The following is a 24,939-nucleotide window of genomic DNA, read 5'->3' on the forward strand; positions in this document are numbered from 1 at the left end:
TATCCGTTAACGTAACGATTAGATTTCTATCATTTATACATTTATAAACTAACCAAGGAACTGTATGAAATTAATTAAACCCTTAGCAATTGTGACCGCGTGTGCCCTCGCCATGCCAGCCATGGCCAAAGACGTCGCCACTGTCAATGGCCACGGCATCCCTCAAGAAGTCTTTGACTCTCAAATTGCCATGCTAGAGAGCCGCGGCGCCCCTAACTCTCCAGAGTTACGCAAAGAATTGCTAGAAGATTTAATTAAACAAGAATTACTCTCCCAAGAGGCCGAAAAAGCTGGCACCGAGAAAGAAAAACGCGTCCAAGACGCCCTTGAAGCCAGCAAAAAACAAATCATCATGACGGCCTTTGTCGGTGATTACCTCAAAAAACACGAGCCTAGCGAAGACGACATCAAAGCCGCCTATGCTGACCTCGAAAAATCCGCCAAAAATCAAAAAGAATATAAGGTTCGCCACATCCTCGTCAAAGACGAAGCTCAAGCCAAAGACCTACTCAAACAAATCAAAGCCAAGAAAACTAGCTTTGCTAAAGCGGCCGAAAAATCAATAGATACCGGCACCGCCAAAGAAGGTGGCGAACTGGGATGGGCCCCTGCCGAAAGCTACACACCACCTTTCGCAGAAGCCGTCAAAGCCGCCAAAAAAGGCGAATTGCTCGACAAACCCGTTAAATCACAATTTGGTTATCACATCATCGAGGTCGAAGATAGCCGCCCATCCAAGGTGCCTAGCTATGACCAAAGCAAAGATGAACTCAAACAAATGCTTTCTCAAAAACAATTGGCTGACTATTTAAGCGAACTTCGCCAAAAAGCCAAGGTAGAAAGCCATCTTGACGACAAAGCACAAGACAGTAAAGACGCTGACAAGAAATAAGCATTTCATGCTTAGCCTTAGCCGCCGCCATTCCTAGGCGGCTAGTGGTTAAAAGTCCTTACAAAAAGCCCTTGTCCATAGACAAGGGCTTTTTTGCACAGATGAGTTAGGGCAAGCGCCGCTATTTAGGCGTGGCCTGAGCTAATTTGGATTGCCTGGAATTGAACCGCCGCGACGGTGGCACCTTAATCCTCTGCCTCCTGAGGCATGCCGAGCATTTGTCTAAGGGTGGCTTCATCAATCACTTCAATACCCAATTGCTCCGCCTTATCGAGTTTGCTACCGGCTTTTTCGCCGGCCACTACATAATCGGTGTTTTTAGATACGGAACCTGTGACTTTACCCCCGGCCTCTTGGATATATTGCGCCGCCACATCACGGCTCCAATGCGCTAAGGTACCTGTTAACACAAAGGTTTTATCGGCGATGGCCGCTACTGTTTGCTGCTTGGGTGAGGTCTGTTGTGGATCGAGTCCCGCGGCACGCAGTTTATCGATGACTTTACGATTATGGGCTTCCGCAAAAAAGTGTCGAATAGACTCCGCCATCACTGGACCGACGTCATTTAAGGCTTGTAGTTGTTCTGTACTGGCCTGCATGAGATGCTCAAGATTACCAAAAGCCAAGGCTAAATCACGCGCGGAAGTTTCGCCGACATGACGAATCCCCAGAGCAAAAATCAAATGTGCCAAATCACTTTGTTTACTGCGTTCTATGGCGTCCAATAGGTTTTGGGCAGATTGCGGTCCCATGCGTTCCAATGAGGTGATCTGCTCGAGACGTAAATCATATAAATCCGCGACGGAATGTACCATCTCATTTTGCACCAGGGCCGTAGCGACTTTTTCTCCCAAGCCTTCAATGTCGAGCGCCTTGCGGCTGGCGGCATGGATCAGACTTTGTACCCGTTGCGCCGAGCAGAATAAACCGCCGGTACAACGCCACACGGCTTCACCCGGTAGGCGCTCAATGGCCGAATCACAGACAGGACAGTGCTCGACCATGGTGAACTCTTTGGCATCGTCAGGACGCATGACAAGAATAGGCTCTACCACCTCGGGAATCACATCGCCAGCACGTCTAACGATCACCGTATCGCCAATTCTCACATCTTTGCGACGGATTTCATCCTCATTATGTAAGGTGGCATTAGAAATCGTCACGCCCCCCACAAAGACCGGCTGCAGTCGCGCGACCGGGGTTAGGGCACCGGTGCGCCCTACTTGGATCTCGATATCCAGAAGCTTGGTTTGGGCTTCTTCAGCGGGGAATTTGTGCGCCAAGGCAAAGCGTGGAGCGCGCGCCACATACCCCAAAAGCTGCTGCCAATCGAGGCGATTGACTTTGTAGACCACGCCGTCGATATCAAAGGGCAAGTCACGACGCGCTTGTTCAATCTCATGATAAAACGCCAGCAAGCCCTTGGCCCCTTGAGTCACCGTGCGCTGTTTGGCCACGAATAAGCCCCAGGCCACAAACTGCTCAAGCATGCCCTCTTGGGTGCTCGGCATGTCATGGGGCCAGACTTCGATTTGCCCCCAGCCATAGCAATGAAATTTTAGCGGGCGTTGCTTAGTGATGTTGGAGTCTAATTGTCGTAAGCTACCGGCAGCAGCATTGCGTGCATTGACAAAGACCTTTTGACCTTGTTGTTCTTGTCGTTGATTGAGTGCCAAAAAATCCTTTTTGTAGATCAATACTTCGCCCCGTACTTCCAAGACCGCTGGCCAAGCCTCGCCATGTAAACGCAAAGGCACGTTTTTAATGGTTTTGATATTTTGGGTGATATCTTCACCAACCACGCCATCACCCCGCGTACTCGCCTGCACTAGTAGGCCGTGTTCATAGCGTAGGTTCACCGCTAAGCCATCAAACTTAAGTTCGGCCTCATATTCGATCTCGTCCGCGCTAGTTATCACATCCTGCTTGCGCAAACCATCACTGACACGCTTATCGAAGGCCAAAATATCCTCTTCCTGAAAGCCATTATTGAGGGACAACATGGAGACTTGATGGCGCACAGTCGCAAAACTGCTGAGCGGCGCTGCCCCCACACGGCGGCTGGGTGAGTCATCAGCGACCCAATCAGGGTGGGCTTTTTCTATGGCTAAAATACGTCGTACGATGCTGTCATAGACGGCATCGCTCACACTGGGATTATCGAGCACATGATATTCGTAGTCATATTGGCGAACTTGTGCGTAAAGCTGTGCTAACTCTTTTTGTAACTCTTCCATGATTGGCGCTACTCAGTTTTTGACCACAAAAAAAGGTGCTGCAGTGGAGCACCTTGTTGGCAAACGCTGGCGATCTAGACAAAGACCCTGGCGTTGCGTTCGGAACCTGGCTGCAAGCCAGCGCGTTGCAATTGCTTATATAAATCATACAATTGGGCATCGACCATTTGCAACGTACTGTCATTTTGCAGGGGTTGATCCTGGTCATCCACAATTGTAGCCCGTAGGTATTGGGCCAAGTCACGCGCGGCGGCCGCCATTTTGCCAAAGGCTTGGGGATCGGCTGGACTATTCGGCACGTCAATCGATAAGGTGATATTTTCGACCTGATTGCCCTCTACGGCGGCCAGCGGCATACCATCGAACAGTAAGACAAAGCATGGAATGCCTTCCGCATTGCACCACGCTAGAGTTTGGGCATAATCCACAAAGGAGCGACGACGCACTAAGTCCACCACAGAGTTGAGGGGATGCGGTTGATCTAATTTGAGGGTCACGCTGACCTGAGCATCGAGACGCGCGCATTTGCTGTCTAAATCACGCGCCTGATAAATCAGTTTGCTCCAATTAGGTTCCTCGATGTCGGCTTCAAATTGGCTCGCTAATTCGTCGGCAATCATGCAGACCTTGGATTTATGAATCTCACTAATCGGACCTTGGCGGTTGGCCAATATCAAGGCCATTTGCACCCCATTGTACTGTTTGTCGTCCTGCGCATATTGCTGCAATTCACCTTGCTCGGTCATTGGGAAATAACGAATGCGCTTATCTTCGGCATACGGATAGCGATCGATAAATGCTTGTAGCTGCTGACCGGGTACGGGCTGGTTAAAGCGGACATCTATCACGGCTTCGGTGGTCGGGTCCGGCTCATTATCTGGCTGCTCATGCATGATGGACTGCGTTGTAAGGCGTTCTTTGGCTTTGGCGCCCACGGCAGGCATTTGCGGTGGTTGATAATGTGCTTGACTAGAAGCACTAGGGGTACTAGGGGTACTAGAACTGCTCGCACTGGTGCTGGCACTGCTCGCGCGGCTTTGGGCAAAGTGACCGTGCTCAGCATGGCTAGCGGGGCTACTCGTGTGATTTGGCGCTGCGTTCGCCTCGGGCACGCTGGTCGTGGCCGCCTGAGCTGAGACTGGGGATTCTTGCGCACCAAAATGGGGGGTGTCTCTGTGATTGCTAGCCGTCTGCGGCGTCGCGCTTGGAGCTGGACGCGCTACCGGGTCACTACGCTCGGAGCGCGAACCAAAGCTAGGCTCAGCACTATAGCCTGACTGAGCACCAAGATTCTGCGGGTTCGCGGCCGGATAGCCCTCACCTTCTTGGGATAAAAGGGGATCAATGGCATGCTCGCTGGTATCGAAATTCTTGTTGAGTCGCTTTTCGGCACGTTTATTCTGGAACCAGTTATAGCCCAATACTAAGCCAATCAGCACTAGTCCGATTATTATTAATCCGATTTGTAAGTTATTCATTCAAAAAATCCTAAGGAGCAATGTTTTTAACTGACAAGTATGCCATAAATAATTATTACAAATTTATACTTGATTTACTAAATGTACAGCCGCCTCGACGTCAACGGCCACAATTCTGGAGACGCCCTGTTCTTGCATAGTAACACCAATTAATTGTTTGGCAATCTGCATGGCAATTTTATTGTGTGAAATAAATAAAAATTGGGTTTGATCGCTCATGGACTCCACTAAATTGGCATAACGACCGGTGTTAGCGTCATCCAGTGGCGCATCGACCTCATCGAGCAAGCAGAATGGTGCAGGGTTTAGTTTAAAGAGCGCAAACACTAAGGCCGTCGCCGTCAGGGCTTTTTCACCCCCAGATAACAGGTGAATGGTGCTGTTGCGTTTGCCTGGTGGTTGCGCCATGACTTGGACACCGGCATCCAGAATCTCGTCACCCGTCATAATCAGTTTGGCTTCACCGCCTCCAAATAGGCGCGGAAATAGCTCCGCAAAGTGCCCATTGACTTGATTGAAGGTCGCCTGCAATAACTCTCTCGTTTCTCGGTCGATTTTACGGATGGCCTCTTCGAGCGTATCGATGGCTTTTTGCAAATCATCTTGTTGCTGATCCAAGAACGCTTTGCGCGCTTGTGCTTGTTGCAATTCCTCTAAGGCCGCTAAGTTTACAGCGCCTAAGCCATCGATTTGTTTTGACACTTTTTGGACTTCACTTTGCAGCCAACGTGGATTGGACCATTCCTGATCTTTGTCTTGCAAAAATTGTGCCATTTGCTGGCGATCGACGGCTTGCAAATCGATTTGCTCGGCAAACTGCTGCATTTGCAAGCGCGCAGCCTGCTCGTCCAGTTGTAATTGGGTAATGGCGTCACGACTGGGTTGAATCGATTGCTCTAATTGCAGACGGGTTTCTTCGGCTTGACGCAATAAGGCTTCTAAGTTTTCGAGTTCGATACGGCTGGCCTGTAAATGCTCCTCTTTGATGGCGCGCTCTTCGAGAGCGTCTTGTAAGGCGGCTTGAGCGGCTTGCGCATCATAATCATCCAATTGCTCAGTCAGTGTGGCGAGTTCATGCTCATGTTGTTGTACTTGGCGTGCCGCTAACTCCTGATTGCGTTGGAGCTCAGCTTGGCGTTGATTTAAGGCTCGAGCTTCGTAAGCCATTTCTTGCAATTGTTTCTCGGCATCGTGTACCTGTTGACGCTGAGACTGTAACTGCGCTTGCAGTACCTGTTCTTGCTCTTGACTCTGGTCTAACTGCATGGCTTGCTCTTGGGCTTGTGCCTGCAGCTCTTCTAAATCCAATTGATGCTGAGCCAAGCTCGCCTGCACCTCTTCGGCTTGCAAGCTAAGCTCCTGCCACTCCTCATCGAGGCGTTGTGACATTTTTTCGGCTTGGGCAATTTGTTGGCTTAATTGCGAATGCTCAAGCTGCAAATGATGTTGGCGTGTTGTCAGTTCGGAGAGTCGTTGGCGCGCGGCGGGCATGCTTTGCTGCACCTGTTGTAACTGATTATTGGCACGCGCCGCGGCACTCTCGCATTGCTCTATGATGAGCGCCTGCGCCTTGATTTCGAATTGCAAATTTTTGATTTCTTGTTGTCGGCTCAGCATGCCGGCCTGCTCAGAATCAGCCGCATAAAAAGACACGCCACAGGCATCTACCATATGCCCTGATTTAAGGACAAAACAAGCCTGTGCCGGCCATTGATCTCTCTGATCCAAAGCACCTTGTATGCTATCGGCCAGATAAACATGCTGCAACCAATGACTGAGTACGGCTTTGACGTCGGGATCCGCACAGTGCAGTAATGACAGCAAGGGCTTGAATTGACCCGTGCTTGGGCTGGCGACGCTCTGCATAGTTTTGCAAAAAAACACGAGGCGTTGCTTAGGCGCCTGCGCCTCGAGGTCACAGAGTTGCTGCAACTGCTGGACTTGCAAAGCGGTGAGTTTCTCTCTGAGCACCGCTTCGAGAGCCGTCTCCCAGCCTGCTTCAATTTGCAATTGTCCTAATAAACGCGGGGCTTGAGAAAACCCGTGTTGCTTGAGCCAAGGTTCAAGCTCGTTATTGGCCAGCACGTCTTCTTGTAATTTTTGTAAGGCCTGCCAACGCGATTCCAAGCGTGTGTGATGCTGTTGTGCTTGTTGTAATTGGGCTTGCTTTGCTTGGCGCGCCTGCTCTAAGTCAGGGATTTGCTCTTCGAGCTCTTGCAGTCTGGCTTGGGCTTCTTGTAGCGATTGTTGCAATAGGTCTTGTTCACCTTGCAGTTGCTCGAGGCGAGCGTGATCTGGGCTTTGCAGGGTATTTTTTTCTTGGCGCAGGCGCTCTTGGCGCTGTGCGAGCTGCTGCGATTGCCGTTGCTGACCTTGCACTTGTTGCTGTAATAATGCGATTTGGCGCTCCACATGATGCACTTGTGTGCGCAACTGCTCGCGCTGCTGCTGTTGTTGCTGATAGTCAGTTTCGAGTTGCGGCAACTGTTGTTGCAGCGTTTCTAGGTCGATATGCGCCTGCTCTTGCTTGGCCTGAATGACTTCTTTGTCTTCGCTTAACGCCTCTAAACGCTCTTGATTATATTGGTCTTGTTCGTGCCATTCTTGGCGTTGTTGCGTTAGCTGTTGTTGGCGCTCGACTAAACGCTGCATGGACTCGGTCACATGACGCTGCTCCGCTTCGAGGCGGCTGACCAAACTACTGGCTTCGTACATCGCCGCTTGGGCGCGGTGCATATCCTCGGCCGTATCGTGATGACTTTGGCGACGACTCTCAACCTCGGCCTCGGCATGGCGTAATTGCGCTATTGATGACTCTAATTTTAGGGTTTGCTCGGCAATTTGAGCTTTATGGGTTTGGTAACTTTGTTGTGCTTGTTGCTCGCGAATGTACCAGAGCAGATGTTGTTTTTGTTCGCCCTCGGCTTGCAAGTCTTTGTAGCGACGCGCTACGGCCGCTTGCTTTTCGAGGTGTTCGAGCTGATTGCTTAGCTCACTGAGAATATCTTCGACACGGGTTAGATTATCGGCCGTATCGGCTAAGCGATTTTCGGTTTCACGGCGCCGCTCCTTGTAGCGCGAAACGCCGGCGGCTTCTTCGAGGTAGACGCGCAATTCCTCAGGTTTGGCTTCGATTAAGCGATTAATCATGCCTTGACCAATTATGGCATAACCCCGCGAACCTAGCCCTGTGCCCAAAAACAAGTCATAAATATCGCGACGCCGTACTTGTTGACCATTGATCAAATAACTACTGGTACCGTCGCGGGTTAAGATGCGCCGTACAGCAATTTCTGAATAACTGCTCCACTGTCCCATGGCACGGCCGGCAGAATTATCAAAAATCAGTTCGACAGAGGCTCGACCCGCCGGTTTACGATGCGCTGACCCATTAAAAATCACATCCTGCATGGATTCGCCTCGTAACTCTGAGGCTCGACTTTCTCCGAGGACCCAACGCACCGCATCAATAATATTGGATTTGCCACAACCGTTGGGACCGACCACCCCGACCAATTGGCTTGGGATCGCCACTGAAGTGGGATCCACAAAGGATTTGAAGCCAGAAAGTTTTAATTGAGTTAAACGCACTATGAATTAATAGAAAAAATAAAAAGGTTACAATGTTTCAGTAGATTTAATAAGTCAGTTATTTTAACCTAGCTGTTTACCGAAGGGTTGTGATGTATTAAACCTGTACAATTACTAAAATTTCTCATAAGCAAATTACACACTGTGTCTTGGGTTTTTTCTAGCACAGTCAAACAATTGGAATCGTCTTGAAAAAAGGGTTTTATTTAGTTTTATTGGCACAGGCATTATCATCGTTGGCTGATAATGCTTTATTTATTGCTGCCATTGCATTAATTGCCGAACTTCAGGGTCCCGAGTGGATGACCCCGATCATGAAGTGGTTTTTTGCTTTTGCTTACGTGATTCTTGCCGCCTACGTCGGCGCTATTGCCGATAGCTTCCCCAAAGGCAAGGTCATGTTTGTGACCAATGCGATCAAATTGGGCGGCTGTCTCATGATGTTTGCCTTTGGTTTTTTAGATCATGACAACCCCATGCTACACGCTTATATTGTCTGTCTGGCCTATGGGGTCGTGGGGATTGGTGCCGCCGCCTACTCCCCCGCCAAATACGGCATTGTCACAGAGATGCTCGCCCCCAAAGACCTGGTCAAGGGCAATAGTTGGATCGAGGGGCTGACCGTAATCTCCATTATTCTGGGCGTGGTGTTTGGTGGTTTTTTGACCAATTCACATTATAAGGATTGGCTACTTAATCTACCCATCATCCATATGAGTGCCAATACCCAAGCCGAAGCAGCCATCATTATTATTGGTTTTGTCTATGTCTTAGCTGCCCTGTGCAATCTCTCTATTCCCAATACCCATTTCAAATATCCCAAACAAGAAAAAAATCCCGTCCAACTCACGCGTAATTTTGCACGTTACGTGGTCGTGCTCTGGCGCGATCGTGTCGGTCAAATTTCATTAGCGGTCACCACCCTATTCTGGGGCGCAGGCGCCACCATTCAGGTCTTGGTGTTGGAATGGGGTAAGGTGCATTTAGGTATTAGTATTTCTGAATCGGCCAATCTTATGGGCATTACCGCCGTAGGTACCGTCATCGGAGCTTCGCTAGCGTCTCGCGTGCCCCTCGAAAAGTCCCTACATGTCTTACCTGTCGGCGTGATTATGGGGCTCTCTGTGCTCTTGATGATTGTCATTAAGTCGGATTGGGCCGTGATTAGTACCCTAATTTTTATTGGTGCGCTCTCAGGCTTTTTTGTAGTGCCCATGAATGCCTTATTACAACACCGTGGCCATGTGCTGCTCTCGGCGGGTCATTCCATTGCGGTACAAAACTTCAATGAGCAGCTCAATATCCTCCTCATGGTCGGTATTTATACCATCTTAATTAAGTTCCATTTCTCAATCTATGCCATTATCACGTTCTTTGGTCTCATTGTGACCGTCTTGATGGCGCTGGTGATTGTCTGGAATCGCAATAACGAAAAACATTTTCCAGAGGTCTATGCAGAGATTGGCGATACCAGCCACGGTCGCAAGCAATAAGCCTGTGATCACCTCCAAAAAAAGCGCCGTTGGCTCAGCCAGAACGGCGCTTTTTTAGGCTTGTCGCAAATGGCGTAAATCCTGCCACGTCTGCGCTTTATAGGCTTGATTCAGCAACAAATATTGCGGATGATGGGTGGCGATCACCGGCGCTTGCCAGCCATTGGGACTTTCATAAGTCAAGCGTTGCTGACGCCAATCGGACAAATTGCCCTGTAGCTCCAAAAGACGACCCGCCACATTACCAAAGGCAATAATCACTTCTGGACGACAGCGCTCGAGCTGCTCCTTAAATACGGGCAGGCAGGCCGCAAAACTCGGCTCTTGGATAGCAGTCGTAAACGAATGGCATTTCACTAAAGGCGTGATCATGACCTCTTGTGCCTTCATATTTAAGGCAAACAAAATATTTTTAAACAATTCGCCGACTTTACCTGATAGCGGCACACCGGCACTGTCATCCTGACCCGAAGGGTTCTCAACCACAAACATAAAACGGCATGTTTCGGGCGCGCCTGCTAAGGCATTAGAAAACACCGGTTGATCCCGCTCAGCCCCTAGGCTACACGCCTGGCAAGTTTGCACATAATCAGTCAGTTGCTGCCAGGACATTTGTGTAAAATCGGGGAGCTCCTGAGCGACGGTTAAGGCCTGAACGCTGTTTTCAGGAGCTGACAGCGCCTGTCTAGGATCTTTCTTGCGTTTAATATCGCCAGCCGCATGAGTGCTCTGTCTAGGGGGCGGCACCGTGGCTGCCTTAGCCGACGCGCTTGCCGCGCTTGAGGTCGCTGCGGGCGTCGACGATGGTGTCGGTGAAGCCGCACTTAAGCCTGCCCTGGCTGCCACTGGGTGACTCGACGGCGCTACCGTAGCACCATGAGCCCTGGAGGCGGGAGTTGAGGTGTTGGCAAGCTCTGTATTTTGTGCTGGCGCTAAATCACTCCACTGCATTGACCATAAGGCCGGAATATTATGCTCTTCTAGCCATAGTAACTGTAAGGCACTGAGCGGCAACTTTTTCATGGTGTTAACTCTTTTTGCAGCATGATGGCGTCTTCACTGGCGCCATTGACCCCTTTGTAATAGCCCTTACGAATGCCGATGGGCAGATAATTTGCTTGTTCATAAAAGCGTTTAGCCTGCTGGTTAGACTGCCTCACTTCTAACATTTGACTACTTAGACCTGCCTGCAAGGCACTGGCTTCGAGCCGCTTGAGTAAGGCCTGACCAATGCCCTGACCTTGCTGGTGCGGCGCCACACCAATCAATAATAAATGGGCGACATCAGGGGCGAGCATCTGCAAGGCATAGCCACAGACCTGTTCAATGCCACTATTGGGCTCAGGTTGTACATAGACAAAAGCTTGATAACCACTCTTGAGAGAATCCGCAAAATTACCGCGACTCCACGGCTCGGTTTGTACCGCTTGTTCAATCGCCAAGACCGCCTCAATATCCTGTTCGCGCATGGGGCGGATGGCGGTACATGCCGAAGCGGACGCGTCTGTTATGGTTGAGGGCTGGCTTGGCAGCGCAAAATGAGCACGCGGATTGCCTCCAGCGCCTTGGGCGCGCTCGGCTTCGGTAAAAGCGACCTTGTTGCGAATATAAATGGGCGCGGCTAACGCTGGATCTAGGGTTTGCTGTGCCAACACTTTAGGTAAGGCCAGCTGCGCAATGACGCTGGCATCAAACCAGTCGGTTGAGCCGAGTTGATAAGGAATATGTTGCTGCTGCAATTGCGCAAGCAATTGAGGGTATTCCTGTAAGGCATTGCCTGCGAGTAAAACGCTTTGCTCAGGCCATTGGCTCTGTAAATACAAGGCCACATCACTGACTTGAATCAGACTAGGCATTTGCACACAGGTCAGAGGATCCTCATAAATCTGTCCCTCTACAAGCGCTGTGTCTGGCGTCAATTGATAGACCGCCATATAGCACTCTTGCATGCGAGCATCGAGCAGCACCACCAAAGGTTGCCCTGGCTGCAAGGCCTGCATCGATAATTGCGCGGCAGCTCGCAATGAATCAATCGCCACCACAGGTATGTCCAGCGCTAAGCTCAGTCCTTGCGCCATCCCACAGGCAATTCGCAAGCCTGTAAAAGCGCCCGGGCCCTGGCCAAACGCCACCGCATGCAGATCCTGTTTGCCGATGCCTGCCTGTGCTAAGAGACGGTCTAACATTTGCGGAATTTGTTCAGAATGCTGACGACCGGCTTGACTGTATTGCTGCCACAAACGCACAGCCGAATCGGTAGCGTCCTGCGCAGCGGCGGCCTGAGTTGGCGCTAATAAGGACGGGCATGATAACGTTTGCAGCCGCTCCTGGTATGGCAGGTGATCAGGAAATTGTAACAAAGCAACACTTGATTGATTGGCGGCACTCTCGACCGAAAGGAGATTTACTAGCATAAATAAAAAGAGAATGGGCGCATTGCGCCCTTGGACTTGCCAGATAAAGGCGTATACTGAAGTATTATGTTACAAATATTCTGTGAAGTTAAGCCTATCTAATGCTTAAATTCATAGTATTAGACATTTATAAAGTTCTATTTTACAAAAAACAATTTATTAATTTAAAAAAAGTTGTAGGCCTAATGAATACACAATCCACTACCCAACTCACACGTAAAATTCTTGTCGTCGATGATGACGCCCGTCTTCGCGATCAATTGCGTCGCTATTTAACCGAACAAGGTTTTAATGTATTTGTTGCCGAAGATGGTAAAGAGATGAATCGCTTATGGCAGCGCGAGAATTTTGATTTATTAATTCTCGACTTGATGTTACCTGGCGAAGACGGCCTTTCAATTTGTCGTCGTTTGCGCGGTTCCGGTAACAAAACACCGATCATCATGCTCACGGCCAAATCCGAAGAAATTGACCGTATTGTAGGCCTCGAGATCGGTAGTGATGATTATCTACCTAAGCCTTTCAATCCACGCGAATTATTAGCACGCATCAACTCGCTATTCCGTCGTATGCCACCGGATGAACCACCGGGTGCCCCAAGTCATACGCCAGAGATTGTAGGTTTTGGTCCTTACACCCTTAATCTCGCCAATCGCACGCTCACCAAAGGCAAGGAAGTGATCCCTATCACGACGGGTGAGTTCTCTGTACTCAAAGTATTTGCACGCAATCCTAAGGTGCCTTTATCTCGCGAAAAACTCATGGAAAAAGCCCGAGGTCGCGAGTTTCTAGCCTACGATCGTAGTCTCGATGTGCAGATTTCTCGCTTGCGCAAATTGCTCGAACCGGATCCGGCCAAACCGATTTATATCCAAACTGTTTGGGGGCTCGGCTACGTCTTTATTCCAGACGGCGGTAGCAACTAAATTATAAGTGCGCAATCGATCAGACCGAAATCCTCGGTCTGATTTCTTGTGTATACTAGCCTCCTCTCTCTTCTTAGATCACCACGTTAATGCCTTTAAGTACTGCCCCGACAGATTCTCACACCGAAGACGATTTAACCCCGCCACGCTTTAAATGGGGATCAAATTTAAGCCTGACTGTGCGTAGTTTCTTACTCATGACAGTCTTAATGATTATTAGTCTGTCGGCTTGGTTTTATTTTGTGGTCAATTCCCAGCGTGTTCAACAAGCTGATCAACTGGCCGAAAGGGCGGCCTCAGCACTTAGTATTTCTCAAAAAACGCTCTCCTATGTGCCTCAACAAGATCGGCCTTCGCTGGTTGTGCTCTTATCCACACAAGGCGATACTCAGATTTATCCGCGTGAGCTCAGCGACAGTACCAAACCCCTACCCGCTTCGGCGTTTTGGCAATTAGTCCAAAATCATTTACTGCAAATCATTCCCGATAGCGAAAACATCATCATTGCCTCAGAGCTAAATGGTGAGCGTGGCTTGTGGTTGAGCATGACCATTGATAATGATTTGTACTGGTTATTGATCCGTCACGATATCGATCGCTCCTCTTACTTTAACGATACGCTGCGCTGGTTTGCCTTTGTCTTGGCTTTAGCCTTGGTGGCCTCAGTCGTGGGGGTGCAATTTTTAATGCAACCGCTCAGTCGCTTAAGCCAAAATGCCCAAATTGTGGCGCGCGGCGAAACTCCCGCCGATTTGCCAGTTAACAAGGGGCCTCGCGAAATTGTCGAGCTCTTCCATGCCTTCAATACCATGGTGCATGATTTACGCCAGCTCGATAGTGACCGAGAGATCATGTTGGCAGGTATTTCTCATGACTTGCGTACGCCACTAGCGAGAATTCGCCTCGAGATTGAACTGAGTGGTATTTCGGAGGAAAGTCGCGATGCAATTGATGGCGATATTGAGCAAATTAATCACTGCATTACGCAGTTGATGGACTATGCCCGTCCTACCGGGGAGTTACCAGAAGAGCCCTTGAATATTTCGAAATTAATTGAGGATTTGTGTCAACGCGATGTGTCCTATACCGAATTTAGGGGCGGTGAACTCAGCTATGAGATCCAACCTGATCTTTATGCCCGCATCAAAGAAATCAATTTGCAGCGCGTGGTGGGCAACCTCATCGAAAATGCCCGTCGTTACGGCAAGGACGAAAACGGTCGTTTGCACATCGACGTTAATGTCTCTGAGCATCAGGGCAAGATTCGCATCGACGTCGCCGATAACGGTAAGGGCGTCGATCCCAAAGAGATGAGTCGCTTGTTAAGGCCTTTTGCGCGCGGTGAGCAAGCCCGCAGTAATGCCAGTGGTGCCGGCTTAGGCTTGGCCATTTGTGTGCGCTTACTGAAACACGCGAATGGTTCCTTGAATCTTTTCAATAAAGAGCCGCATGGACTAATTTGTCGTATCGAGATTCCTAAGCACAAACCCAAAAAGACCAAGGACTCACTTTAGTGTTTCAAGAAGTTAATGTACAATGACTTGATATTCCTTATTTTTAGTCCTACTTAGCTTAATTTAATAACAGAGAGGCAACTTATGAAAACAGTCGGTGACAAGCTCGACGCCTTCAAGGTCATTGGTGTCAAACCAGGTTTTAATAATCCAGAAGAAAACGGTCAATCCGCATTTGAAGACATTACAGAGAGCTCATTTCCTGGCAAATGGAAAGTCATTTATTTTTATCCAAAAGACTTCACCTTTGTGTGCCCAACCGAGATCGTCGGTTTTAATAATCTAGCCTCTGAATTTGAAAGTCGCGAAGCGGTTTTAATGGGTGGTTCTGTCGATAATGAATTTTGTAAATTAGCTTGGCGCCGCGAACATCCTGACCTGAATAAATTAGGTCATTATTCGTTTGCCGATACTACTGGTTCACTTATCGATCAATTGGGAATTCGTGACAAACAAGCGGGTGTGGCGCTACGCGCAACCTTTATTGTTGACCCAGACAATATTATCCAACATGTGTCTGTCAATAACCTCGATGTGGGTCGTAATACTGAAGAAGTGCTACGCTTATTAGATGCCCTACAAACTGATGAGCTTTGCGGTTGTAATCGTCAAATTGGTGGCGACACGCTCTAAGTAGCTCGCTGCGCCATACCCGTTTTAGGCCGCTAGCTTTAATGCATCAAGCGCTACCTTATAGCTATTGGCGGCTGTGCATGAAAAGGGTGGGATTTTTTAATCCTTAGCCGTTTAACTCAATAAGCCTGTATAGAATGTCTTTATACAGGCTTTTTTGTGCTTTTTTGAATTGGGTGGATAAAGGCCGTATGTAAGGTACATTACCAGGCGCATTATCAGGCGCAGTCTAAGACACTATTTAATACGCCTTATTAGATACCTTTTAAGACAGATGTTCAGGTTCGCCCAAATATGCGACGTAATGCGCACTTAAAAAAGCGAATCAACGTGCTGATAGGAGCTTAGGCAAGAACACGCGATAGCCCTGTGGCTTAAGCCGCAAGCGATCGCGTGTTAAGAGACTCAGGAAACTTAGGTAACTTAGGGATCTTAAGCACCTCGGCGCTGATATAGCAACAAGGAGCAAGTCACGGCTATCCCCTCTTCACGTCCCAAATAACCCAAACGCTCATTGGTCTTGCCTTTAATATTAATAAGACTTGGCTCCAAATCCAGATCAGCCGCCAGATTAGCGATCATCGCGTCAACATAGGGTTTAATTTTGGGCGCTTGGGCATGAATGGTGGCATCAATATTGACAATTTGCCACTCCTTACGAACCAAGGCATAGGCCTGGCGTAACAACTCACGGCTATCGGCGTCCTTAAAGCGTGGATCGGTATCTGGAAAATGCCGACCAATATCCCCCAAGCCCGCCGCCCCGAGAATGGCGTCGGTAATGGCATGCAATAAGGCATCGGCATCGGAGTGCCCTTGCAGGCCTTTGGAGTGCTCCAACCTGACACCACCGAGGATCAAGGGTCGCCCTTCAACCAGGGCATGCACATCAAAACCTTGACCGATTCTAAAAGGGCAAGTAAGTGCCGAGTTAACTGTCATGATTACTTTCCGTTTACATACTGATTAAGAAAAACTAGTCTAAAAAATGCGCTACTAGTGCAAAATCTTCGGGCCAGGTGACTTTGAGATTTTCCCAATGGCCTTTGATTAATAAGACCTCAGCGCCTTGCTGTTCAATGGCGCTGGCCTCATCGGTAATATTGGCGCCTTGCGCTAAGCCTTGCGCTAAGGCGTCGTGCAGTGCTTGTGCTGGAAACATTTGCGGGGTTTGCGCGAGCCACAATTGACGGCGATCAAGGGTGCTGGCAATCTGCGCGGGAGATGACTCAGCGCACTTAGCACGTTTGACGGTGTCGGCTATCGGCAGAGCCAAGATGCCGCCTTGATGCGCGGCAAGACAATGATCAATCAAACGCCCAAGCGCTTGTGCTTTGAGGGCGGGACGCGCAGCATCATGCACCAAAACCCAATCGTGGGGATCTAATAGCTGCTGGCTTAATAAATGTGCCAAACTCTGCAGCACGGTATGGGCTCGGGTCACGCCGCCCTGTTTGAGAATCTGCACTTGCTCGGGCCATACATAGTCCTCAATATACGGATCCTGAGCTGCCACCGAGATATAGACCCGTTCTAGGCGTGGATCTTGAAGTAAGGCCAAGGTGCTGTGCTGCAGCATGGTCTTGCCATTAATTTCCGTGTATTGCTTAGGTTTTTGCTGTGCGGATTGAGCCGCTCGCTGTCCGACTCCAGCCGCTGGAAGGATCGCCACTATACGCATAATGCTTGACTAAAAATAGAATTTACAAATTATAGCAAGCTATTTTTTAGCAAAAACATTGCTGCTTAAAGGGGTTAAAATAAAACGTTTAGAAAGATAACGATTTTGACGACTATGAGCAGCACTCTGGCAAATTTTATTGCATCTTTTAGTACCCGTCTTAAAGCCGGCCAAAAATTACAACAAGCCTTACCACCGGGTTCGGGGGATGCGTATTATTTGGCGCAATTACAGGCAAACCGTCAAGGTCCCATAGTGATTTTTTGTGCAGACCCACTGCAAGCTCGTCGTCTATCACAAGAAATTAAACTCTTTAATACCAAGGCCAAGGTGCATTTATTTCCCGACTGGGAAACCCTACCCTACGATAGTTTTTCTCCGCATCAGGATCTGATCTCCGAGCGCTTACAAACTCTCCATGCGCTGCAACAGCATGCTGTCGATATCTTACTTATTCCTGTCACCACCGCCCTGTATTGCCTACCACCTACGGCGTTTTTGGCGGCCTATACCTTTGCCTTCAAACAAGGCCAACGCCTGGATCTTGAAGCACTGAAGCAGCAGTTAACCCTGGCCAATTATCAACATGTCTCGCAAGTGGCACGCAGTGGTGAGTTTAGTATACGCGGCAGCATTATCGATATTTTTCCGATGGGTTCGGTGCTGCCCTATCGTCTCGATTTATTTGATGATGAGATCGATTCTATTCGGAGCTTTGATGTAGATACGCAGCGCAGTATTTATAGTGTGCGCCAGGTCGATTTATTACCGGGTCGAGAGTTCCCACTCGATGAAGAAGCGCGGAATAATTTTCGCTCACGTTTTCGCGAAACCTTTGAAGGTGATCCTTCCAAAACGCTGCCATATCGTGACATTAGCCAGGGCATTGCCTTTGCTGGGGTGGAATATTATTTACCCCTATTTTTTGAGCAAACAGCGACGATTTTTGATTATTTAAGTGGTGCTTATTTGGCGGTCACGATTGGTGACTTATCCAGTGTGATTAGCGATTTTAGTCAAGACACCCAAAACCGCTATCGCTTTTTAAATAGCGATCGTGAGCGTCCCGTGTTGCCACCAGAGGCCTTATTTCTAACGCAAGAGGCGTTTTTTACCCAGCTCAAAAATTATCCGCGACTACATTTACAAGCTACACAAGCGTCAGAGACGCCTGACCATGGCAGTCCCCTCGACTTTATTACGTCAGTACCCAATATCGCGGTACAAAGACGAAGCGAGCACCCCTTTAAAGCGCTATCGCAACTGCTCAAGCAAGCCAAAGCGCAAGCACAATCGATTATTTTATGTGCCGATTCCGATGGCCGCCGTGAGACACTTTTGCAAACCATGGGCGATTATGGCCTTAAGGTCAACAAGGTCTATGACGACTTACCCGAGCTTAGCTCAGTAACTGAATTGTTTAGCATTAGTACAACGCCTTTATTTCAAGGGTTTGGACTCAACGATCTGAATTGCCTGCTCATCACCGAAAACGAGCTCTACCCAGATAGCGCCAGCTCCGGCCAGCGGCACCGTCGTAACCAACAAGAAAATCGCGACAATATTGATGCCATGGTGCGTGACTTGTCAGAGTTGCGCGAAGGTGATCCTGTGGTGCACATAGACTACGGTATTGGTCGCTATTGTGGTTTGGTGAATATGACCGTCGATGGTGCCGAAGTGGAAATGCTGAAGTTGCAATATGCGAATGACAGCACGCTTTATGTGCCTGTCTCGCAACTGCACGTGATCTCGCGCTATGGCGCGGGTGACCCTGAAAATGCACCTTTACATACTTTGGGTTCAGGGCAATGGGATAAAGCTCGCAAACGAGCCGCCAAACAAGTGCGTGATACGGCGGCTGAGCTCTTGTCCTTATATGCGCATCGCCAAGCCCGCGCGGGTCAAAGCATGCAACTGCCTATGAGCGATTATCAACGCTTTGCCAGCGAATTTAAGTTCGAAGAAACTCCCGACCAAGCCGATGCCATCAAGGCGGTGATCAGCGATATGGCGGCGCCCCGCCCTATGGATCGTCTGGTGTGTGGCGATGTAGGTTTTGGTAAAACCGAAGTGGCCTTACGAGCCGCTTTTATCGCCATTGCTAACGGCAAGCAAGTGGCCTTGCTGTGTCCGACCACCCTGTTAGCCGAGCAACATGCCCAAACCTTTAGGGATCGCTTTGCGGATTGGCCTGTCAAAGTAGCCGAGTTATCACGCTTTCGGGCCAGCAAAGAAGTCACGCAAACGCTGCAAGGCTTAGCCGACGGCACCATCGATATTGTGATTGGCACTCACAAATTGCTCTCTAAAGGCACGCAATTTAAACGCTTGGGCTTGGTCATTATCGATGAGGAGCATCGCTTTGGGGTACGCCAAAAAGAAGCCCTCAAGGCTTTGCGCACCGAGGTGGATATTCTCACCCTAACGGCCACGCCTATTCCTCGAACCTTAGGCATGTCCTTGGATGGTATTCGCGATTTTTCTGTGATCGCCACGGCTCCACAAAAACGCCTCGCCATCAAAACCTTTGTCCGCCGCGAAGATAATTCGACGATTCGTGAAGCTGTGCTGCGCGAGCTGAAACGGGGTGGCCAGGTGTATTTCTTGCACAATGAAGTCGATACCATTTATAACCGCCAAGCGCGTTTACAGGAGCTGTTGCCAGAGGCGCGGATTGGCGTCGCACATGGTCAACTGCCCGAGCGCGAGCTCGAGCAGGTCATGAAAAATTTCTATCAGCAGCGCTTTAATATTCTGCTGTGCACCACCATTATCGAGACCGGCATCGATGTGCCTTCGGCCAACACCATTATTATTCACCGGGCAGATAGACTCGGTTTAGCCCAATTGCACCAATTGCGCGGTCGGGTGGGACGCTCGCATCACCAAGCCTATGCTTATTTATTGACGCCAGGCGAAGATGCCATCAGCAGTAATGCCCGCAAACGCTTGGAAGCGATTCAATCCATGGAGGAATTAGGGAGTGGCTTTTATTTAGCCATGCATGACCTAGAAATCCGCGGCACTGGTGAAATTCTGGGTGAATCGCAATCGGGTAATATCCATGAGGTCGGCTTTAGCCTATATACGGACATGCTCAATCAAGCGATTCGCGCTCTCAAAAAAGGTCAGGAGCCTGATTATGAATCGCCGTTTGAGCATGGCTGTGAAGTCAAACTCCATAGTAGCGCGCTGCTACCCAATGACTATTGTCCAGATATTAATGTGCGTTTGAGTTTTTATAAGCGACTCTCGCATGTCCAGGACAATGCCGATATTATGGCCATCCAAGAAGAAATGATCGATCGTCTAGGTACCTTGCCAGAACCCGCCAAACTCTTGTTGGCTAGCCACAAAATCCGTCTGCAAGCCGAGCAGTTCGATATTAATGTCGTCGATATTAGTGAAACACAAGCCCAGTTTAGCTTTAGTGCCAAGCCGCAGGTGGATCCTGTGAGCTTAATTGAGTTGGTGCAAAGTAATAAACAAGTGCATTTTAGTGGTCCAGAAAAAATTAAATTGGAATACAAAGCCAATCTCTCTATAGAACAGCGGATTCAAGCCGTCATGGCCGTTTTACAGCAAATGCGCACGCTGCCGAGCCCAGCCAGCACAGCGACAACGCGCGTCAACTAAGGAATGATGATGTTGCATGAGTTTTTGAATGCGGCGCCTGAACCAGCCGCTAAGCCCAGTAATTGCTTATTGCTGCAGAGTCCTGCACTAGACGATGCGCTGCTAGAGCAAGCGGCCGCCCTACTCGAGGCCGAGACGGTTAAACGCCTGCACAATTATGCCGTGCGTTTTTTTGATGTGGCGCCTGCTGAGTTGCCGTCGTTTTACACTTGGGCAGAGCAACACAAAATCGATTACGCTTTGCTTGAGCACTTGGTGCCCATGTCACAAATTAAATTAATCGCCATGGACATGGATTCCACCTTAATTAATATCGAATGCATCGATGAGATCGCTGCCATCGCTGGTCGCAAGGCCGAAGTGGCCGCTATCACCGAGGCCGCCATGCGTGGCGAGATTAAGGATTTTGCAGAGAGTTTACGGCGCCGCGTCGCCTTGCTCAAAGGTGTGCCCGCGACGGCACTCGAAGCGGTGTTTACACAAAAATTACGCCTCAATCCGGGCGCCCAACAACTCATCCAAACCGCACAAAAACATGGCATTAAGACCTTATTAGTCTCTGGCGGCTTCACGTTTTTTACTGAACGTTTGCAACAGCAATTGGGCCTAGACTACGCGTATGCCAATGAGCTAGCGATCAGTGATGGCGTGTTAACGGGTCAGGTGCTAGGACCCATTTTGGATGGTGCTGCTAAAGCCGCCCATCTCCAAGCCCTCGCGAAAGACCTGGACCTCACTCCAGAAAACTGTATTGCCATGGGTGATGGTTCTAATGACTTACCAATGATGCGTTGCGTTGCCTATTCGTTTGCTTATTGCGCCAAGCCCGCCGTCCAAGCCCAGGCACGCTTTAAGCTTAATCATAATGGCTTAAACGCCGCCCTTACCCTTTTTGAATAAATGTAAAGTAGCCGCAGCCCCAACCGCGATGATCCCGAGAACTACTTAAACCGTTGCGGTACAGTATCGACGAGCAGCGCTTATTTTTTGAGATTGTCTGGGTTATCGGCCTCAGAGGTAAAGGCATCGGCATAAAAACTGTCTTCAGGTAAGCCTTTTTGACGGAGTAATTCCATGGCATGCATGACCATGCCTGGATTACCACAGGCATAGACTTGATAATTGCTCAAGTCCGTAAAATCTTCATCGATGGCATGCTGGATATAACCACGGCGCCCTTGCCATTCTTTATCATCCTCGGCACGCGAAAGCACAGGATGATAATTAAAAAAGTCCAGTTGCTGTTGCCATTGCAGACATAAATCATGCATATACAGGTCACTGGCTTGACGCACCCCCCAATAAAAATCAACAGGGCGATGGATATTTTCGGCGATCAAGTCTTCCATCATGGCTTTTATGGGCGCAAAGCCAGTGCCCGTTGCCATAAAAATCATGGGCTTATCGCTCTCTTTACGTAGGAAAAAAGAACCCAGCGGCCCCTCCATACGCATAATTTGGCGCGCTTTCATGGCGGGTTCAGTCGCACCAAACACATGATCAGTAAATAACCCCCCTGGCATATGTTTAATATGCAACTCAACCACACCATCGCTACAAGCACGATTGGCCATTGAATAAGAGCGTCTCACATTGCCTTTGAGCAGCATATCCATGAACTGACCACTATAGTATTTATAGGGTTGGTTAGCAGGCATTTGTAGTTTGAGAACCATGACATCGGTGCCGTGTTGCGTCATTTCTACCACGCGGCACGGCATTTTCCTGACGATGATATCGGCCAAGACTTGGACTTCACGACTTTCAATCACCAGGTCCGATTTTGCAAACGTTTCACAAAACAAGGTTTGCCCTTGTGCGCGATCCTGCTCGGTCAACAGCATTTGCGTGCCATTGCCCGCCTCATACTCGCCACTGAGGACTTTGCCCTGACAACTCGTACAGGAACCATTTTTGCAACTATAAGGTAGGACAATACCAGCCTCTAAGGCGGCGTCTAAAACGGTTTGTTGCTCTTGTACTTGAAATTCATGTCCACTCGGTTGGACCGTGACTTTATAACTCATACCTACGGCTTAATTGTTTTTGTTAACGGTTAAAAATACTGGCCTGCCCAGCGCACGGCCGGGCAGGCACATACAGCGTGTGCATAGCTCAGATTTATTCGGCGACTGGCTCGGCAGGACGTGACAATTGCGGCGCTTTGATCTTGTGTTTAAAAGACTTACCTTTGCGCCCACGTGATCCCATATAGTCTTGTAAATCACTGGCTTTAAGGATTTCGGTCATGATTTTTTTGCGATACTCGCCACTGATGGCCAAACCCGCTGGCCCAAACGCTTGGATTTGGGCTAATGGGTCCTGACTCTCTACATTCATGAGTTTAGTCCCCTTGCCACCACCTTTTAGGTACTTGATTTCAGAACAGTCAATCAGTAGCAGTCGTTGTTTTTCAGATAAAAGCGCTAGCTTATCATCGTCGGCGTGCAGAGCCACAGGGCGCAGCAAATCGGCTTCTAGATTAATAAAGCTTTTGCCGGCTTTAAGGCGCGAACTCATATCAGCCACACAAGTCATAAAGCCAACCCCATTGCTCTGCGCTAAAAGCCAGCGATCTTGATCGGCACCTACTAGCATATGCACAATACTAGTCCCCGCCTGAATCTCGGCCAGGGCGGTAATCGGTTGTCCATCGCCACGGGCGGAGGGCAGATTAGCCACTGCCACGGTATAGACTTGACCATTGTCACCAATAGCAATCAGGTTATCGGTACTGCGACACTCAAAGGTCGCATACAAAGCATCGCCTGATTTAAAGTTAAACTGCTCGGCACTATGGCCATGTCCCTGACGACTACGGAGCCAACCCTTACTTGAGACAACCACGGTGACTGGCTCATCTGGAATTTTGACCTCAATACTGGCCTTAGCGGCGGTTTCAATCAGTGTACGACGTTCATCGCCGTATTTGTCGGCATCCGCCTTGAGCTCTTTACTAATCAGGCGACGCAGGGCGTTAGCATCACCTAAGAGATGTTCGAGCTCCGCCCGTTGTTGCTTTTTATCCTCGAGTTCTTGCTCGATTTTAAAGCCCTCGAGACGCGCCAATTGGCGTAGACGCATCTCTAAAATATCCTCGGCCTGTCGTTCGCTGAGAGTAAAACGCTGCATCAAGGCCGCTTTGGGATCATCGGATTCTCGAATGGTTTGAATCACTTCATCAACATTCAAGTACACCAACATGCGCCCTTCCAGGACATGGATACGATCTAAGACCTTATCAAGACGAAATTGCGTGCGGCGTGTCACCGTACTGGTACGAAAACGCAACCATTGCGCTAGGATGTCTTTAAGACAGCGCTGCGCCGGTTTTCCATCGATACCAATACAGACCAGGTTAATCGCGACATTGCCTTCCAAACTGGTTTTAGCGAGCAACTGATTGACAAATTCTTGACGGTTAATGCGTGATGATTTGGGTTCAAACACCAAGCGCACAGCTGCTTCTTTGCCAGATTCATCGCGCACTGTATCGAGCATAGACAGCATCGAAGCTTTAGCGTGTTGTTGTTCTTGACTGAGCGATTTTTTGCCGGCCTTGAGCTTCGGATTCGTAATATCCTCGATCTCTTCGAGAATTTTTTGGCTCGAGGTATTTGGAGGTAATTCTGTAACCACCAATTGCCATTGATTGCGGGCTAACTCTTCAAACACCCAACGGGCTCGCACTTTAAGTGAGCCCTTGCCTTTGGCGTAGATCTGCTCAATTTCACTGCGCTCAGAAATAATTTGTGCCCCATTCACAAAATCAGGGCCTGGAATATAGTGCATTAAGTCGGCCGTACTGAGCTCGGGTTGCTTTAGTAAGGCCATACAGGCTTGTGCCACTTCATGTAAATTATGCGACACTACTTCTGTGGCCATGCCCACGGCAATCCCCGAGGCACCATTCAACAGCATCATGGGCAAGCGCGCCGGCAGCATTTTCGGTTCTTGCTCAGTACCATCATAATTGGGCATAAAATCGACCGTGCCCTCATTGAGCTCGTCGAGCAGTAAATTGGCATAGGCGGTCAAACGGGCCTCTGTATAACGCATGGCCGCTGCGCCATCGCCATCTCTTGAGCCAAAATTACCCTGACCATCAATCAGCGGATAACGTAAGGTGAACTGTTGTGCCATGCGCACCATCGCGTCGTAGGCGGGTTGATCACCGTGGGGATGAAAACGACCTAAGACGTCCCCGACAACACGCGCCGATTTAACAGGCTTGGCGCCTGCTTTCAGATTCATTTGGTGCATCGCAAAAAGAATCCGTCGCTGCACCGGTTTTTGGCCGTCACAAACATCTGGTAACGCCCTGCCTTTGACCACCGAAACGGCATAGTCTAAATAGGCTTTTTCGGCGTAGTATCCTAAGGTAATCAAGTCTTGCCCAGACTCTTTTGCAAATAAATCCGTTTGATCCATGTTATCCATG

Annotated in this window: 16 protein-coding genes; 7 read left to right on the plus strand and 9 right to left on the minus strand. The window is 49.2% G+C overall.

Features of this window, described 5'->3' with window-relative positions; all coding sequences use genetic code 11:
* Window positions 1–64: 64 nt before the first annotated feature.
* Window positions 65–892 (plus strand): peptidylprolyl isomerase, encoded by an 828-nt coding sequence (locus Q335_RS09875; RefSeq protein WP_038369689.1) that lies wholly within the window; start codon window positions 65–67, stop codon window positions 890–892.
* A 185-nt stretch (window positions 893–1,077) separates the two neighbouring features.
* On the opposite strand, the gene ligA is transcribed toward Q335_RS09875, so the two are convergent.
* The 3 genes from ligA to smc all read right to left on the minus strand — a co-directional run bounded on the left by ligA (window position 1,078) and on the right by smc (window position 8,198).
* Window positions 1,078–3,129 (minus strand): NAD-dependent DNA ligase LigA, encoded by a 2,052-nt coding sequence (ligA, locus tag Q335_RS0108360; RefSeq protein WP_028358229.1) that lies wholly within the window; start codon window positions 3,127–3,129, stop codon window positions 1,078–1,080.
* Window positions 3,130–3,203: 74 nt separating this feature from the next.
* On the minus strand, window positions 3,204–4,607 hold the full coding sequence (locus Q335_RS0108365) for a cell division protein ZipA C-terminal FtsZ-binding domain-containing protein (RefSeq protein ID WP_028358230.1): 1,404 nt from the start codon (window positions 4,605–4,607) through the stop codon (window positions 3,204–3,206).
* A 63-nt stretch (window positions 4,608–4,670) separates the two neighbouring features.
* Complete coding sequence (smc, locus tag Q335_RS0108370) at window positions 4,671–8,198, minus strand: chromosome segregation protein SMC (protein WP_028358231.1); 3,528 nt, start codon at window positions 8,196–8,198, stop codon at window positions 4,671–4,673.
* A 188-nt stretch (window positions 8,199–8,386) separates the two neighbouring features.
* Between smc and lplT the strand changes: the two genes are divergently transcribed.
* Window positions 8,387–9,691: a lysophospholipid transporter LplT gene (gene lplT, locus Q335_RS0108375; protein WP_028358232.1), complete on the plus strand. Its 1,305-nt coding sequence runs from the start codon at window positions 8,387–8,389 to the stop codon at window positions 9,689–9,691.
* 54 nt (window positions 9,692–9,745) lie between these two features.
* Here lplT and Q335_RS0108380 read toward each other — a convergent pair whose 3' ends face one another.
* Complete coding sequence (locus Q335_RS0108380; protein WP_028358233.1) at window positions 9,746–10,714, minus strand: uracil-DNA glycosylase; 969 nt, start codon at window positions 10,712–10,714, stop codon at window positions 9,746–9,748.
* Window positions 10,711–12,105, minus strand: coding sequence for a bifunctional tRNA (adenosine(37)-N6)-threonylcarbamoyltransferase complex dimerization subunit type 1 TsaB/ribosomal protein alanine acetyltransferase RimI (locus Q335_RS0108385; RefSeq protein WP_051532416.1), 1,395 nt, complete (start codon window positions 12,103–12,105; stop codon window positions 10,711–10,713). The genes Q335_RS0108380 and Q335_RS0108385 overlap by 4 nt, the downstream gene beginning before the upstream one ends.
* Before the next feature lie 185 nt (window positions 12,106–12,290).
* On the opposite strand from Q335_RS0108385, the gene ompR reads away from it, so the two are divergent.
* From ompR to Q335_RS0108400, 3 genes are all read left to right on the plus strand, one after another.
* The gene (gene ompR, locus Q335_RS0108390) at window positions 12,291–13,031 is read left to right on the plus strand and encodes an osmolarity response regulator transcription factor OmpR (protein ID WP_028358235.1); all 741 of its coding nucleotides are present in this window, start codon (window positions 12,291–12,293) and stop codon (window positions 13,029–13,031) included.
* Window positions 13,032–13,120: 89 nt separating this feature from the next.
* Entirely contained in the window at window positions 13,121–14,545 is a 1,425-nt protein-coding gene (locus Q335_RS09880) for an ATP-binding protein (RefSeq protein WP_051532417.1), read from the plus strand.
* 84 nt (window positions 14,546–14,629) lie between these two features.
* Window positions 14,630–15,178, plus strand: a complete 549-nt coding sequence (locus Q335_RS0108400) for a peroxiredoxin (RefSeq protein WP_028358236.1) — start codon at window positions 14,630–14,632, stop codon at window positions 15,176–15,178.
* Window positions 15,179–15,610: 432 nt separating this feature from the next.
* Here Q335_RS0108400 and ispF read toward each other — a convergent pair whose 3' ends face one another.
* A complete protein-coding gene (gene ispF / locus Q335_RS0108405; protein WP_028358237.1) occupies window positions 15,611–16,120 on the minus strand; it encodes a 2-C-methyl-D-erythritol 2,4-cyclodiphosphate synthase in 510 nt (169 codons plus the stop codon).
* A 34-nt stretch (window positions 16,121–16,154) separates the two neighbouring features.
* Window positions 16,155–16,859, minus strand: coding sequence for a 2-C-methyl-D-erythritol 4-phosphate cytidylyltransferase (gene ispD / locus Q335_RS0108410; protein WP_028358238.1), 705 nt, complete (start codon window positions 16,857–16,859; stop codon window positions 16,155–16,157).
* A gap of 114 nt (window positions 16,860–16,973) precedes the next feature.
* On the opposite strand from ispD, the gene mfd reads away from it, so the two are divergent.
* On the plus strand, window positions 16,974–20,498 hold the full coding sequence (gene mfd, locus Q335_RS09885; protein ID WP_038369691.1) for a transcription-repair coupling factor: 3,525 nt from the start codon (window positions 16,974–16,976) through the stop codon (window positions 20,496–20,498).
* Window positions 20,499–20,507: 9 nt separating this feature from the next.
* Entirely contained in the window at window positions 20,508–21,398 is an 891-nt protein-coding gene (gene serB, locus Q335_RS0108420; protein WP_051532418.1) for a phosphoserine phosphatase SerB, read from the plus strand.
* A gap of 80 nt (window positions 21,399–21,478) precedes the next feature.
* Here the strand turns inward: serB and Q335_RS0108425 are convergent, their stop codons facing one another.
* Both Q335_RS0108425 and parC read right to left on the minus strand, forming a co-directional pair.
* Window positions 21,479–22,525, minus strand: a complete 1,047-nt coding sequence (locus Q335_RS0108425; RefSeq protein WP_028358240.1) for a CDP-6-deoxy-delta-3,4-glucoseen reductase — start codon at window positions 22,523–22,525, stop codon at window positions 21,479–21,481.
* A 94-nt stretch (window positions 22,526–22,619) separates the two neighbouring features.
* On the minus strand, window positions 22,620–24,938 hold the full coding sequence (gene parC / locus Q335_RS0108430) for a DNA topoisomerase IV subunit A (RefSeq protein ID WP_028358241.1): 2,319 nt from the start codon (window positions 24,936–24,938) through the stop codon (window positions 22,620–22,622).
* Window position 24,939 lies beyond the last annotated feature (1 nt).

The organism is Brackiella oedipodis DSM 13743, assembly GCF_000621025.1.
GTDB lineage: Bacteria > Pseudomonadota > Gammaproteobacteria > Burkholderiales > Burkholderiaceae_B > Oligella > Oligella oedipodis.